We start from the raw sequence: 13014 nt of genomic DNA, 5'->3' as shown, positions 1-13014 counted from the left end.
AACCGGCTGAAGAACTTCCGGGCCGTGGCCACGCGATACGACAAGCGCGCCTACATCTTCCTCGGCACCGTCACCTTGGCCGCCCTCGTCATCTGGCTCCGAACCTGATCCGAGAAACAGCTCCTAGGTCGATATTGATCTTTCGTGTGTTCACGGTCTCGGGTGGGCGGTTGACTGAGCGTCCCTTCGTAACGTGGAGACCGAACCGGAAGAGGTTTGGTCGTGGCTGGAACCACGAGGCGTCGCTTTGATCCGGAGTTCCGGGCCGGGGCGGTGAGGATCGTCAGGGAGACCGGCAAGCCCGTCGCGCACGTCGCGCGAGATCTGGGTATCAACGAGTACACGCTGTACAACTGGGTGCAGAGGACCGGCTCGCGGCAGGGCAGGCCGGTGGCGACGGCGGAGGCGGGACGCTGAAGGAGTCGGCGGAGGAGGAGCTGGCGCGGCTGCGGCGGGAGAAGGCCGAGCTGGCCCGGCAGCACGCCAAGGAGAAGGCGACCTGGGAGAAGGAACGCGCGGAACTGGAAGACGAGCGTGATGTCCTCAAGCGTTCCGTGGTCTTGTGGGTGAAAGAGGCGATGGGCCGGTGAGCGTGGCGGCCTTCATCTGCTCCCAGAAGACCGACCACGGCATCGACCACGCGATCTCCTGCCGGGCGCTGGAGGTCTCCCAGTCGTGGTTTTACAAGTGGAAGAACCGCATCGGGGCGGACGCGCCGACCGCCCGCCAGCAGCGGCGGGCCCGGTTAGATACGGAGATCAAGCGGCTGTTTGCGGCCTCGGACGGCACGTACGGCTCACCGCGGATCACTCAAGACCTGCACGAGGCGGGCTGGCGGGTATCGGAGAACACCGTGGCCAGGCGGATGGCCGAACTCGGCCTGGCCGGGCGGGCGCCGAAGAAGCCGCGTTCGCTGACCCGGCAGGGCAAGCGGCCGGCCGCGCCGGATCTGGTGCGCCGGAAGTTCGCCGCGGTTACCCCGGACGTGCTGTGGGTCGGCGACGTCACGATGATCAGCACCGATGAGGGGCCGCTGTACTTGGCCTCGGTCGAGGACCTGTTCTCTCGCCGGCTGCTCGGCTACGCCATGTCCGAGCACCACGATGCGGCGCTGACGGTCGCCTCGCTGCAGATGGCGGTCGCCGCTCGAGGCGGCGACGTGGACGGGGTGATCTTCCATTCGGATCGCGGATCGGAGTACACCGCCGCCCGCTACCAGGCCGAATGCCGCAAGCACGGGGTGGTGCAGTCGATGGGCCGGGTGGGGTGTGCGCTCGACAACGGAGCCGCCGAGTCGCTCAACAGCACGCTGAAGGTCGAGTTCGTGTACCGGCACCACTTCCGCACCCGGGCGGAGGCTCGGCTGAAGATCGCGACCTGGATCGTGGACTTCTACAACGTCAAGCGCAGGCACAGCGCCAACGATGGGCTGTCGCCTGTCACATTCGAGCGTCAAATGATCGAGAAGAGGCAAGCATCAACGGCCCTGCTGAGGGCCGCTGTGGCATAGGACCGTCTCCACGGTTTGAGGGGATTGACAGCATCGGCCTCCCCCGCGAAATCGGCGATCTTCGAGGCGGCGATGCCCTCCAGCACCATCTCGGTGTCGCCCAACCCCTCCACCCACGCCAGGTGGGCGGCCTGGTCCTTGAACTTTCGACCAACTCGCCCGCCGCGCCGGCTTCTTCAACCGGTCCAGATCGCTTTTGCCGCCCGGCCCGACCACCAGCAACGCCTCGATGCGGGCCCGGTCCTCGGCGCTCAATCGCCGCCAGCTCGTCTGGAAGATCTGGCCGTTGACCTGAGTGCGGATCGTCGACTCCATGCTGTCCAGCGTCGAGAACGCCGGCAGCTCCAACCGTGCCTGCGCCAGCCGCTCCAACGCCACGTTGATCAGATCCGGCGGATGGTTCTTCACCCAAGCCGCCCGGGTCATCGCCTTGGCCGCGATCTTGCGGGCCTTGCCGGGTGCGTAGGCCACCCCCTCCCGTCGGCGTACCAGCACCCGATGAGACTCCGCCGTACGCGGTGACGCATACACCGGCGCGACGTTTTCACCCAGCTCCAGGCAGCGCCGTACGTGCTCCACCACCACGGGCGGCATCTCGCGGGCCTTGGCGAAGCGGCCCAGCCGCTGAAAGCACTTGAGCGCGAGCGTCAGCGCCAGCAGGTGCTCATCGGTGTCGGTCTTCTCCCTCGCCCACGCCAGTTCCTCCTGCGAGGGGGAGTGGAAGAGGTACAGCTCGCGCGTCATCATCAAGCGCGGGAACATAGAGCTGTTCGCGCCACAAGCGGCGGGCGACGTACCAAGCGGGGAGTTCCTGCCCCTCGTCGGGGACCGGACCGGGTTGGAAGGACAACGTCCGATCCTCGAACGTCGCACCACCGTGCCGGGCCAACTGCTGGTGCATAGGAGCGATGTGTTGCTCAAGCCCATAAGGGCTGCCGCGGGCGGCGGCGCCCTTCCACGCGCAGACGTGCACCGTCCAGACACGGTCGCTGTGTTCCATGGCGAGGGATGTGGGTGGAATGTTTTCCGAGGTGAGACCCTGAATCGCCGGATGTGCTCTACCCCCGAGGGGTCACTGGTTCGAACCCGGTACCGCCCGCCGGGGGGAAGACGCGGGCCGCGCGTTTGAGGACCTGGAGGCCGTCGGTCACCTCGACCTCGGCGACTCCGGGGATGGCGCCGACGTCGTGGGTGAGGAAGCGGTAGAGCGTGTCGTCGTCGGCGACGGCGATCTCGCCGCAGAGGTTGTGCCGGCCGGTGGTGGCGGCGATGGAGAGGACGTCGGGGTGGTCGGCGAGCGTGCGACCGGCGACCTCGAGGCGTGAGGGCAGCACGCGCAGCCAGACCAGGGCGACCACGGGTCTGCCCACCTGCGCGGGGTCGACGACGGTGCGCAAACGGAGCGGGCCGCAGCGCATGAGGGCCTCGGTGCGGCGGCTGGCCGTGGCGGAGGAGACTCCGGCACGGGCGCCGAGCTCGCGCCAGCTGAGCCGCCCGTCGTGGGCGAGGGCGGTCACGATCGCCTCGTCGACGGCGTCGGTCGTGATCTGCCGGGTCCCGCCCGCCTCGGTCCAGGCGTCCCATCGGTCGGCGCGGGCGAGGGTGAGCTCGCGGGTGTGCAGGATGCCCGCGGTCCAGCCGTGCGGCGTGGCGAAGCGTCGGATGACGCGGAGCATCTCGCCCGAGCGTACTCCGGGCAGCTCGCGCAGCTGCCGGGCGGAGATGTCGAGCAGCTGGGCCGAGGTGCGGACGGCGACCTGCGCCACGCAGTCGACCTCGCCGCCCGTGACGGCGAGGTAGCCGGATTCGGGCCACTCGGCGATCTTCTGGGCGACGGTGCGGCTCGCTCCCGGCTCGCACCGTACGCGCAGCCAGACCGTGAACCCGGCGTTGGCCCACTCCCTATCAACCACCGCGGCGACGGTGATCGTTCCTCGCGCCGTCAGGGCGGCGATGTGCCGGGAGGCCGTCGGCGGGCTGGTCCCGGCGATCGTCGCGACCGTGGCGGCGGACGCGCGCGGGTGGGCGAGGAGCACCCCGGCGATCCGCCGGTCGATGCCGTGAAGGATGTCGTTTCCGTTCACCGGAAGGGCTTTTGTGAGCGTTTCGTGCGACATTTCCGGCATCGTTGCAGCGGGTGTGGGTTCTCCGCAAGCCTGACCACCGCACAGGGAACTGGGGGAGAGGTGGATCGGGTGGAGCCGGTGACGTTGGGAGTGATCGGTGCGGGGCACCGGGGAGCGGAGGCGTACGCGGACTACTGCCTGCGCCACCCCGATCAGGCCCGGGTGGTCGCCGTCGCCGAGCCCGACCCCGGGCGGCGCGCCGCGATGGCTGCCGCGCACGGCCTGCCCTCGGATCGGGTCTTCACCTCCTGGGAGGACATGCTCGCCGGGGAGCGGCTCGCCGAGGCGGTCGTCGTCGCGACGCCGGACCGGGTCCGCAGCGGACCGGTGGGAGCCGCGGCCGATCTGGGCTACGCGATCCTCGTCGAGAAGCCGGTGGCCGTCGAGCCCGGCCAGCTCGACGAGATCCTCGCCCGCGTAGCCGCCGCCGATGTTCCCGTCGCGGTCGCCCATGTCCTGCGGTACACGCAGTTCTTCCGTCAGATCAAGCGGCTGCTGGACGAGGGCGCGATCGGGCGGCTGATCCACCTGGAGCAGACCGAGGACCCCGGCTACTGGCACTTCGTGCATTCCTACGTACGGGGCAACTGGCGGCGGTCGGACACCTCGAGTCCGCTGCTGCTCGCCAAGTCCTGCCACGACCTCGACGTCATCACCTGGCTGGTCGGCGCGGCGCCGGACCGCGTCTACTCCACGGGCCGCCTGACGCAGTTCCGCTCCGAGAACGCGCCGGCGGGTGCGCCGGAGCGGTGCACCGACGGCTGCCCCGCGGCGGCGAGCTGCCCCTTCTACGCGCCGCGCTTCTACGTCGAGCGGCTGCGCGAGCGGAACACCTGGCCGGTCACGGCGGTGACCGCGGACACGTCGGAGGCCGGGCGGCGCAAGGCGCTCGAGACGGGTCCCTACGGGCGATGCGTCTACCGCTGCGACAATGACGCGGTCGATCACCAGGTCGTCGTGCTCGACTACGCGGACGGGACGACGGCGACCCTGCGGATCGGCGCGTTCACCGAGGCCAACACCCGTACCGTACGCCTGCTCGGTTCGCATGGCGAAATCGAGGCGCGGCTGGACACGGGTGTGGTGACGCTCCGCCGGTTTCTGCCGCGCCCCGGCGCCGAGCTCGGGGGCGCGCCACGGTGGGACCGTGACGCCGAGGGCCGCTCGGGCATGCCGGACGACGAGGTCATCACCACGGTCACCGCCCCGGTGGACGAGGCCGACCTGATCGCCGAGCCCGGCCGCCGGGAGTCGGACGGGCACGCCGGCGGCGACGACGGGCTGATGCGCGAGTTCCTGGCGATGGTGTGGGAGCGCAGGGAGCGGCCCGACGCGACCCCGCACGCCACGCTGCCGACCACGCTGGCCAACGCGGCCGTGAGCCACCGGATCGCGTTCGCGGCCGAGGAGTCGCGGCGCACGGGGGCGGTGGTGACGCTGTGACCGGGGCGGCACGCGCGCTGGCGGAGCGGGTCCTGGGCCGGCCCGCCGGTGATGTCGACTTCGAGCTCGACCCCGGGCTCGGCGCCGGCCGCTTCGCCTACGCGGCCGCCGGGGGACGGCTGCGCGTGCGTGGCGGCGACCTGCCGGCGCTCGGGGTCGGGTTGCACCACTACCTCACCGACGTCGCCGGGGTCCAGGTCACCTGGGACGACCCCGGAGCCGCGCACGGCCTGCCCGTGGGCGCCTGGCCGGACGCCCCGGAGACGGGCGCCATGGCCGCGGTCGCGCTGCGCACCTACTTCAACGTGGTCACCACGGGGTACACGGCCCCCTTCTGGAGCTGGTCCAGGTGGGAGCGCGAGATCGACTGGATGGCGCTGCACGGGATCAACGCTCCGCTGATGGTGCTCGGGCACGAGGCCGTGCTCGCGGCCGCCTTCGCCGAGCTGGGGGCCGGTACGGGCAAGATCGCCGCCTGGCTCGGCGGCGCCCCCTACCTGCCGTGGACGCTGATGGGCTCCACCAGCTCCTGGGGCGGGCCGTTGCCCAGACGCTGGCCCGAGCGGCGGCTCGAGCTGGCCCGCCGCGTCCTGGCCCGGCAGCGCGAACTCGGCATGACCCCGGTGCTGCCGGCGTTCGGCGGCCATGTGCCCGACGCGCTCGGCGGGGCGGGCTCGCGCCGTACCACCTGGCAGGACTTCTCGACGGCTCTGCTCGAGCCGGGCAGCGCCGCGTTCGACGAGGTCGCCGCGGCAGTGGCGCGCCACCAGCGCGCACTGCTCGGGACCGACCACCTGTACGCCGCCGACCCGCTCATCGAGTCCGTCCCGCCGTCGGCCGACCCGGACTACCTCGCCCGGCTCGGCGCGACGATCTGGCGCGGGCTGCGGCGGGCCGACCCGGACGCAACCTGGGTCATGCAGGCCTGGCCGTTCCACTTCAAGCGTGCCTTCTGGACGGCCGACCGCATCGCCGCCTTCGTACGGGACGTGCCGGCCGACCGGATGTTGCTGCTGGACCTCTGGGCCGAGCACGCGCCCGTGTGGGACGACAGCCGGGGGATCACCGACCGGCCGTGGGCCTGGTGCGCGATCCACAACTTCGGCGGCCGCTTCTCCCTCCACGGCGACCTGCGGGGGCTCGTCCGGGAGTGGCGCCGGGTGGAGGCGTCCCCGCAGCGTGCCCGGCTCCGTGGCTTCGGCCTCGTCCCCGAGGCCACGGAGCAGAACCCGGCTTTCTACGAGCTGGCAGCCACCCTTCCCTGGGATCCGCCGGACGACGTCGAGGCGTGGCTCGCCGGGTTCGTGATCCGCCGCTATCGGCTGGCCAGCGCCGGCGAGGACGTCCACGGGGCGGCGCTGGAGGCCTGGCGGATCCTGGCCGCGACGCTCTACGGCCCCGGCGCGACCCGGTCGATCCCGTCGCCGGTGATCGCCCGGCCCTGGGACTCCGACGTGCCCTTCCGCAGCCAGCGCCTGGCGGGGGAGGAGCTCGGCCCGGACCGGCCGCCGTCGGCGAACATCGACGCCGAGGCGGACCCGCGGGTCGAGGGCGACCTGCCCGAGCTGGCCAGAGCGGCGGAACTGCTGGCCAACGCGGCCGAGCGGCTCGGGCCGGACGGCCCGTGGGCGGGCGACCTCGCCGACGTGGTGACCCACGTGGTCGCACAGGGTGTGCGGGCGCCGGTGCGCGCCGCGGTCCGCGCGTCGAGGGCGGGCGACCGCGCCGGTGTCGAGCGGGCCGCGGCCGAGGTCCTCGCCGCGTTGGACGGGCTGGAGGAGCTCGCGGGCACGCGGGCCGACCGCCTGACCGGAGCATGGGTGCGGGCCGCGCGGGAGTGGGGTGACGACGCCGAAGAGCGCGACGTCCTGGGCCGCGACGCGCGCCGGATCCTGTCCGTCTGGGGCCGGCCAGGCTCGGGCCTGCACGACTACTCGGGCCGGCACTGGGCGGGCCTGCTCGGCGGGCTGTACCGGCCCCGGTGGGCGGCCTGGTTCGCGCTGCTCGCCGAACTCTCCGACGGTGAGCGGGCCCTGACCGACGAGCGCCTGGCCCAGTACCGCGAGCGCGTCGCCGCGATCGAGGACGCCTGGGTCGCCGGGCCGCACGATCACGCGACGATGCCGACCGGCGATGTCGTCGCGACCGCGCGCCGCCTGCTGGCGCGCGCCACGACGGGCCCCGAGCGGGACGCGGGAGCACCGGCCGGCACGGAGCCGGCCGACGAGAGGAGATGACATGAGGCATCGGACCAGGGCGTTCGCGCTGAGCGCGGCCGCCGCGGTGATGCTCGCCGGCTGTTCCGGCGGGACGCCGAACGAGGGAGCGGCCGAGGAGGTCACGAAGCTCACGTTCTGGACGGGGCAGACGACCCCGGAGCGGGTGACCGCCCAGGAGGAGATCGCGGCGCGCTTCACCGCGAAGACCGGCATCGAGGTCGAGGTGGTGCCGCTCGCCGGTCCCGACCAGAACACCACGTTGCTGGCCAACGTCGCCTCCGGCGAGGTGCCGGACGTGATCCTGCACGGCTGGGAGCAGTCCGCCAGCTGGGTCGACCAGGGCATCCTCGACCAGAAGGCGGCCGCCGAGGTGATCGCCGGGCTGGGCGAGGAGACCTTCGCCGAGGGCGCCATGCGCATGATCGAAATCGGCGGCCAGCCGTCCGGCGTCCCGATGGACGGCTGGGGCTACCTCTACCTCTACCGCAGCGACCTGTTCGAGGCCGCCGGCCTGGACGCCCCGAAGACGATCGAGGACCTGGCCGCGGCCGCCGAGAAGCTCTCGACCGACGGCAAGGGCGGCATCGCGCTGGGCAACCAGCCGGGCAACGCCTGGCTCGGCGAGACGCTGGAGGCGTCCGTGCTGCCGAACGGGTGCCAACTGGTCGCCGGCGGCGAGGTCACGATCGACTCTCCCGCCTGCGTGCACGCGCTCGAGGTGTACCAGCGGATGGCGGCCACCAACGGCGGCGCCCAGTTCGACGTCGAAGCCGGCCGCTCAGCCTACCTGAGCGGCCAGGCGTCGATGCTCATGTTCTCCTCGCATATCCTCGACGAGGTCGCGGGCCTGGACGAGGCCAACCCGCCCACCTGCCCCGAGTGCAAGGAGGACCCCGGCTTCCTCGCCCAGAACACCGGGGTCGTCACCTCGCTCACCGGCGCGGACGGCACCGAGCCGGTCCAGTTCGGCACGGTGCTGCAGCTGTCGATCCCGACCGGGGCGCAGACCGAGGCGGCCAAGGACTACGTCGAGTTCCTCATGACCGATGGCTACGTGGACTCGCTGGCCATGGCCACCGTCGGGCGGGTCCCGGTCCGTCTCGGCACCGCCGAGAACCCGACCGAGTACATCGACGCGTGGTCGAAGCTCCCGCTCGGCGCCGGCGGCCAGGGCGGATCGACCGCCGAGGTGTACGGCGACGAGGTCGCCCAGCAGGTCGCGACGGGCTCGGAGAACTACGTGCGCTGGGGCGCCGGCACCGACGACGTGCTGCTGGCCTCCCTGGTGACGCAGCAGCAGGTGGTGCCGCAGAACATCGGCGACCTGTTCTCCGCGGGAGACCCGGCCAAGGTGGCCGAGGGTCTCGCCGCCGCGGCCGAGGCGGTCCAGCAGGAGACTGAGTGACCGCACGCACCACCGCCACCGGCACCCCGCGTCCTGCCCGGCGCAGTTCGCGCGCCCGGCAGGAGGCCAGGGCCGGCTGGCTCCTCGTCGCCCCGACGACGGCGGTCGTGCTCGCCGTCGTGGTCCTGCCGTTTCTCGCCGTGCTGGTGCTGGCGTTCCAGGACATCAAGCTCGTTCAGCTGCCCCGCCTCACCCTGACCGACCTCGGGCTGAACCCGGAGAACATCCTGGCGCTCTTCCGCTCGGAGGGCTTCTGGACGTCCTTGCGTACCACCGTGGTGCTGTCGCTGGCCACCTCGGTCCTGTCGGTGGCGCTCGGCTCGGTGACCGCGGTCGCGCTGCGGCGGCCGTTCCGCGGGCGGGCGCTGGTGAGTGCCCTCGTGCTGGTGCCGTACGTGCTGCCGGTGGTCGCCTCCACGCAAACCTGGCGCAGCCTGCTGAACACGCAGTACGGCTTCGTCAACGCGGTGGGCACCCGGCTGCTCGGCTGGGACGCCCCGATCGCGTTCCTCACCACGCCGGACATCACCGTGCTCGGCGTCGAGATCCCGCTCGCGCTCTGCAGCGTGATCCTGGTGCTGGTCTGGCACACCTTCCCGCTGGCCTACCTGTTCGTGGCGGCGAGGCTGCACGCCGTGCCAGGCACCCTGGAGGAGGCCGCGGTGCTGGACGGGGCCGGGCCGTGGCAGCGGATCCGGTACGTCATCCTGCCGGAGCTGACCGGCGTGGTCTCGATCCTGCTGCTACTCCGCTTCATCTGGACCTTCCAGACGTTCAACGAGGTCTACCTGCTGACCGGGGGAGCCGCCGGGACCCAGGTGCTGGCCGTGCGGGTCTACAACGAGCTGGTCGTACGGTCCGACATCGGGTCGGCCTCGGGCGTGGGTGTGGCGATCACGCTCATCCTCGCCGTCTTCATCACCGCCTACCTCGTGCTCCAGCGACGTCGGGAGGCCGCATCATGAGCCGTATGTCCGGGAGCGAAGCGGTCGCCGGCGTCGTCCGCGTCGTCGTCATCGTTGTGATCGTGGTCTTCGCGGCGTTCCCGCTGCTGTACGCCATCGGCCTGTCGCTGCGGTCGTTCGCCGACGTCGCCGCTGATCCGCTCGCGATCCTGCCGGGCACCTTCGACCTGTCGGCGTACTCGACGGCGCTGCGCGGCCGGGAGGAGGGCGGGTTCGACCTGTTGCGGTTCATGGTGAACTCGTTCGTGCTCTCCGCGCTCACCACTCTCGCGACCCTCGCCGTCTGCGTGCTCGGCGCCTACGCGACGGCGCGGCTGCGCTTCCGCGGCCGGGGCGCCGTGGGCGCGCTGTTCCTCTCGGTGTACGTGCTGCCGGGCATCGCCCTGGCGGTGCCGCTGTACGTGCTCTTCAGCCGTCTCGGCCTGCGCGGGTCGCTCGTCGGCCTTGTGATCATCTATATGGCGACGACCGTGCCGCTGGCGATCTACATGCTCCGTAACTACTTCGAGTCGGTCCCGGTCTCCGTGGAGGAGGCCGGGGCGATCGACGGAGCCGGCCGGATGCAGATCATCGGTCGGATCGTGCTGCCCATGACCATGCCCGGGATCGCGGCGACCGGCCTGTACATCTTCATGATCGCGTGGAACGAGTACCTGTACGCCCTGCTCTTCCTCATCGACGACCGCGAGCGCTGGACCGTCTCGCTCGGAGTGTCGCAGCTCGCCCAGTTCGACGTGCCGGTCACCGTGCTCATGGCCGGGTCGATCGCCATCACGGTGCCGGTCCTGATCGGCTTCTTCGCGGCCCAGCGCGCGATGGTGTCGGGGTTGACGGCGGGCGCGGAGAAGGGCTGACGGGTCAGCGGGGCCGGTAGGGGGAGTCGACGAAGATGAGAGCGTCGCCTACCGCGCGTTCTCTGGAGTCGCAGGGTTTGTTGATGAGTCGGCCCTTGAGGGACATGGTGGCGGAGCCGCCGCCGTCGAGGTTGATGACGTCGTGCATGCCCAGTGCCTTGGCGACGGCGGCGCTCTCCTTGAGGGTGGTGCCGACGCTGGTGGACATCCGGCCGTCGATCGTGGCGAGGACGATCTTCTTGTCCTCGGTGGTGCCGACGATGGCGCGGGGGTTGCTGCCGAAGAGGCCGCCGGTGCCGGGCGGGACGGCGATCTGGCCATCGGCCAGGAGGCGGTGGCGGCCGGTCACGGCGAAGAGCGTGTCGCCCGCCGGGAGTTCGCGGTCGTCCTCGCCGGTCAGGGTGGAGGTCTCGGTGAGGCAGCCGCCCGCCGCCACCCGCAGCAGGGCCGCGGCTTCGCGGCCGGCGGCCTGGAGGGACGTCTGGTCCTGCGTGAGCTTCGTGCCGCGGGTGCTGGACGTCTCGGTCACGCGGCCCTGGGCGTCGAGGATGACCTCCACGCCGGGTCCGGACGGGGTGGCGGAGGCGAACTTGGGGGTGAACTTGACGACGGCGCCCGGCGCCGTGCCGACGGGGACCTCGGGCGGGTGGTTGATGTGGTCGAGCGGCAGGGTGGCGCCCGTCCGCTTGTTCCGTACGCTGCCCGACCAGGTCACCTTGCCCACGAGGGCGCGGTTGCTGCGGGCGTACACGACGTCTTTCGACCCCTTCGAGAGAGTCGACCAGGCGGCTGATACGCATCAGCGAGACCGGTTTCGGATTCAGCCGCAGCGCGACCTTCGGCGCCCCCATGACGGAGGGAATCGCACATTGGGCTTCCCCTCGTAGGGGTCCCGGTAGCACTGAAGAAATTCCCAACGAATTACCGTCTGACCTGCGGTAACGAAGGTCCTGTGGATGAGGGTCTCGGTTCAATTACGGTGGTGAGCCACGGGCTCGGCGCTCACGTCCGTGTCTTCGGCGCGTTCTGTTCGTCGTGGTCGCGCAGCGTGCGCAGGACGGTGGCGGGTGAGGGGCGCCGGCCCTTCTTCTTGCCCTGGGTGATAACGAGGCGGGCGGCGATCTCGCGGAGACTGAGGCCCTGGTCGCGCAGATGCAGGGCCATGGACAGCATGGCGGGGTCGGTGACGGTGGCGCCGCCGATAGCCTTGCCGTTCTTACGGGCGGACTCGTGACCTTCCAGGGTGCGGTCGCGGATGTATTCGCGTTCCATCCCCGACAGGGCGGCCAGCACGGTGAACACCACGCCGGACGGATCATGGCTTCCTTGCAGCTCGCCGGTGAAGAACTCCAGGGCGACGCCTGCGGCGCGCAGTTGTTCGGCGAGCTCGGCCAGGGCCAGGCCGCGGCCAAGTCGCTTGTGCTCGTGGACGACCAGGGTGACGGCGATGCCGGAGGCGCGCATCTCGCGGGCCAGGTCCACGGCCCGCTCGAGTTCGGGCCGCCTCGTGGCGCGGGTGGAGATCTTCTCCGAAAAGATCCGGCTCGCTCCGGCCGCCTTGAGGGAGTCGAGCTGGGTATCCAGCGACTGCCGCAGCGTCGAGGCACGGGCGTAGCCGATCTTGGCGTACCCGGACGTCTGGGTCTCGGCGGCGGCGCGGGGCAGTTCCGTCCAGGCCGATCCCGGTCTGCGCAACGCCGGGGTCGGCACGTTGAGCGCCTTGGCCAGAGCGGGCACGAGCCGGAAGCGGGCGGTGTGGTACTGGGTGGCGACCTTGCCCTTGCTGGTGCGGCACGGCGAGCCGGCCGGGGCGGCGCAGGAGGACATCGGGCAGTCGTGGGCCTCCACGCGGAGAAAGTCGTCGTCATGCACTCCGAGATCGTTTCATGGGTGCGTTTCACCCGTCCAAGGTTTTGCACCGACCTATGAAACAACGGACGCCCAGCATGTTCCCAGCCGGGACGGGCTGTTTCACAAGCGACCATTATCTTGAGCCGCTGATCGTTGCGGGCCTCTGACCTGGGCGGCCTCGTTGGAGACGGTGTCCGCAACGAGACCGCAGGCGGTCTGAGACGCGTCGGTCAACAGGGGCCGATCGTTACCGAAGAGCGGCTCGCGGGAGCCGCCGCGCTCGACCATCCCGACGTCCTGCTGCCGAGCCTGCTGATCATCGACTCCCCGCGTAAAGCGATCGGCACCGTCGATCAGGACCGCGAACTCGGCCGCCGCATCTATACCCGCCTGGCCACCCTCGCCGAGGCATATAAGGACCGGATTCAGCTGGTCGTGGCCGACAATGACATCCCTGCCGAACTGGTGACCACGCACAACACGATCGTGCTCACCTCCGAGCGCTCGGCCGTCCCCGGCGTCACCAACACCGGCGTCGGCGAAGGCCAGCGAGTCGAGGACCTATAGACGGGGAGAAAGCCGAACAGTTCGTTGCGGCTCTGCTGCCAGGAATCAGAGCGACATCTACGCCTTGGTCCGGT

The 13014-nt window shown here is 71.0% G+C and carries 12 protein-coding genes and 1 pseudogene; 9 read left to right on the top strand and 4 right to left on the bottom strand.

What is annotated here, in order from left to right:
• The 3 genes and pseudogenes from ACTWPV_RS19400 to ACTWPV_RS19390 form a co-directional block, all read left to right on the top strand.
• Nucleotides 1–108, top strand: a pseudogene (locus tag ACTWPV_RS19400) (IS5/IS1182 family transposase); the annotation flags it as partial.
• Between the two features lie 114 nt (nucleotides 109–222).
• Nucleotides 223–417: a transposase gene (locus tag ACTWPV_RS19395; RefSeq protein ID WP_443152850.1), complete on the top strand. Its 195-nt coding sequence runs from the start codon at nucleotides 223–225 to the stop codon at nucleotides 415–417.
• 169 nt (nucleotides 418–586) lie between these two features.
• Entirely contained in the window at nucleotides 587–1510 is a 924-nt protein-coding gene (locus tag ACTWPV_RS19390; RefSeq protein ID WP_443152849.1) for an IS3 family transposase, read from the top strand.
• On the opposite strand, the gene ACTWPV_RS19385 is transcribed toward ACTWPV_RS19390, so the two are convergent.
• Both ACTWPV_RS19385 and ACTWPV_RS19380 read right to left on the bottom strand, forming a co-directional pair.
• Complete coding sequence (locus ACTWPV_RS19385) at nucleotides 1478–2257, bottom strand: DUF4158 domain-containing protein (RefSeq protein ID WP_443152863.1); 780 nt, start codon at nucleotides 2255–2257, stop codon at nucleotides 1478–1480. The genes ACTWPV_RS19390 and ACTWPV_RS19385 overlap by 33 nt on opposite strands.
• Nucleotides 2258–2568: 311 nt before the next feature.
• Complete coding sequence (locus ACTWPV_RS19380) at nucleotides 2569–3594, bottom strand: Lrp/AsnC family transcriptional regulator (RefSeq protein ID WP_443152848.1); 1026 nt, start codon at nucleotides 3592–3594, stop codon at nucleotides 2569–2571.
• Nucleotides 3595–3714: 120 nt separating this feature from the next.
• On the opposite strand from ACTWPV_RS19380, the gene ACTWPV_RS19375 reads away from it, so the two are divergent.
• From ACTWPV_RS19375 to ACTWPV_RS19355, 5 genes are read left to right on the top strand one after another with little or no spacing between them, the layout of a single operon-like run.
• Nucleotides 3715–5079: a Gfo/Idh/MocA family protein gene (locus tag ACTWPV_RS19375; RefSeq protein WP_443152847.1), complete on the top strand. Its 1365-nt coding sequence runs from the start codon at nucleotides 3715–3717 to the stop codon at nucleotides 5077–5079.
• Nucleotides 5076–7316 (top strand): alpha-N-acetylglucosaminidase TIM-barrel domain-containing protein, encoded by a 2241-nt coding sequence (locus ACTWPV_RS19370; protein WP_443152846.1) that lies wholly within the window; start codon nucleotides 5076–5078, stop codon nucleotides 7314–7316. The genes ACTWPV_RS19375 and ACTWPV_RS19370 overlap by 4 nt, the downstream gene beginning before the upstream one ends.
• 1 nt (nucleotide 7317) lies before the next feature.
• A complete protein-coding gene (locus tag ACTWPV_RS19365) occupies nucleotides 7318–8703 on the top strand; it encodes an ABC transporter substrate-binding protein (protein WP_443152845.1) in 1386 nt (461 codons plus the stop codon).
• Nucleotides 8700–9668, top strand: a complete 969-nt coding sequence (locus ACTWPV_RS19360) for a carbohydrate ABC transporter permease (protein ID WP_443152844.1) — start codon at nucleotides 8700–8702, stop codon at nucleotides 9666–9668. The genes ACTWPV_RS19365 and ACTWPV_RS19360 overlap by 4 nt, the downstream gene beginning before the upstream one ends.
• A gap of 5 nt (nucleotides 9669–9673) precedes the next feature.
• Nucleotides 9674–10522, top strand: coding sequence for a carbohydrate ABC transporter permease (locus tag ACTWPV_RS19355; RefSeq protein ID WP_443152843.1), 849 nt, complete (start codon nucleotides 9674–9676; stop codon nucleotides 10520–10522).
• 4 nt (nucleotides 10523–10526) lie between these two features.
• Here the strand turns inward: ACTWPV_RS19355 and ACTWPV_RS19350 are convergent, their stop codons facing one another.
• Together ACTWPV_RS19350 and ACTWPV_RS19345 are read right to left on the bottom strand one after the other, a co-directional pair.
• Nucleotides 10527–11273, bottom strand: a complete 747-nt coding sequence (locus ACTWPV_RS19350) for a phosphodiester glycosidase family protein (protein ID WP_443152842.1) — start codon at nucleotides 11271–11273, stop codon at nucleotides 10527–10529.
• A 251-nt stretch (nucleotides 11274–11524) separates the two neighbouring features.
• Nucleotides 11525–12394 (bottom strand): recombinase family protein, encoded by an 870-nt coding sequence (locus ACTWPV_RS19345; protein WP_443152841.1) that lies wholly within the window; start codon nucleotides 12392–12394, stop codon nucleotides 11525–11527.
• A gap of 132 nt (nucleotides 12395–12526) precedes the next feature.
• Here ACTWPV_RS19345 and ACTWPV_RS19340 point away from each other — a divergent pair, with 132 nt between their 5' ends.
• On the top strand, nucleotides 12527–12940 hold the full coding sequence (locus ACTWPV_RS19340) for a hypothetical protein (RefSeq protein WP_443152840.1): 414 nt from the start codon (nucleotides 12527–12529) through the stop codon (nucleotides 12938–12940).
• The last annotated feature ends 74 nt before the right edge of the window (nucleotides 12941–13014 follow it).

The sequence above is a fragment of the Nonomuraea sp. KM88 genome (assembly GCF_052245635.1).
In the GTDB taxonomy this organism is placed as follows: Bacteria; Actinomycetota; Actinomycetes; order Streptosporangiales; family Streptosporangiaceae; genus Nonomuraea.
Note: the sequence above shows the minus strand (reverse complement) of the source record. Positions and strands in the feature narration are given on the sequence as shown.

Bases quoted from the DNA above. Each gene is read 5' to 3' on its own strand.
- ACTWPV_RS19385 (WP_443152863.1), bottom strand. From the start codon at position 2,257: ATGATGACGCGCGAGCTGTACCTCTTCCACTCCCCCTCGCAGGAGGAA.
- ACTWPV_RS19355 (WP_443152843.1), top strand. From the start codon at position 9,674: ATGTCCGGGAGCGAAGCGGTCGCCGGCGTCGTCCGCGTCGTCGTCATC.
- ACTWPV_RS19365 (WP_443152845.1), top strand. From the start codon at position 7,318: ATGAGGCATCGGACCAGGGCGTTCGCGCTGAGCGCGGCCGCCGCGGTG.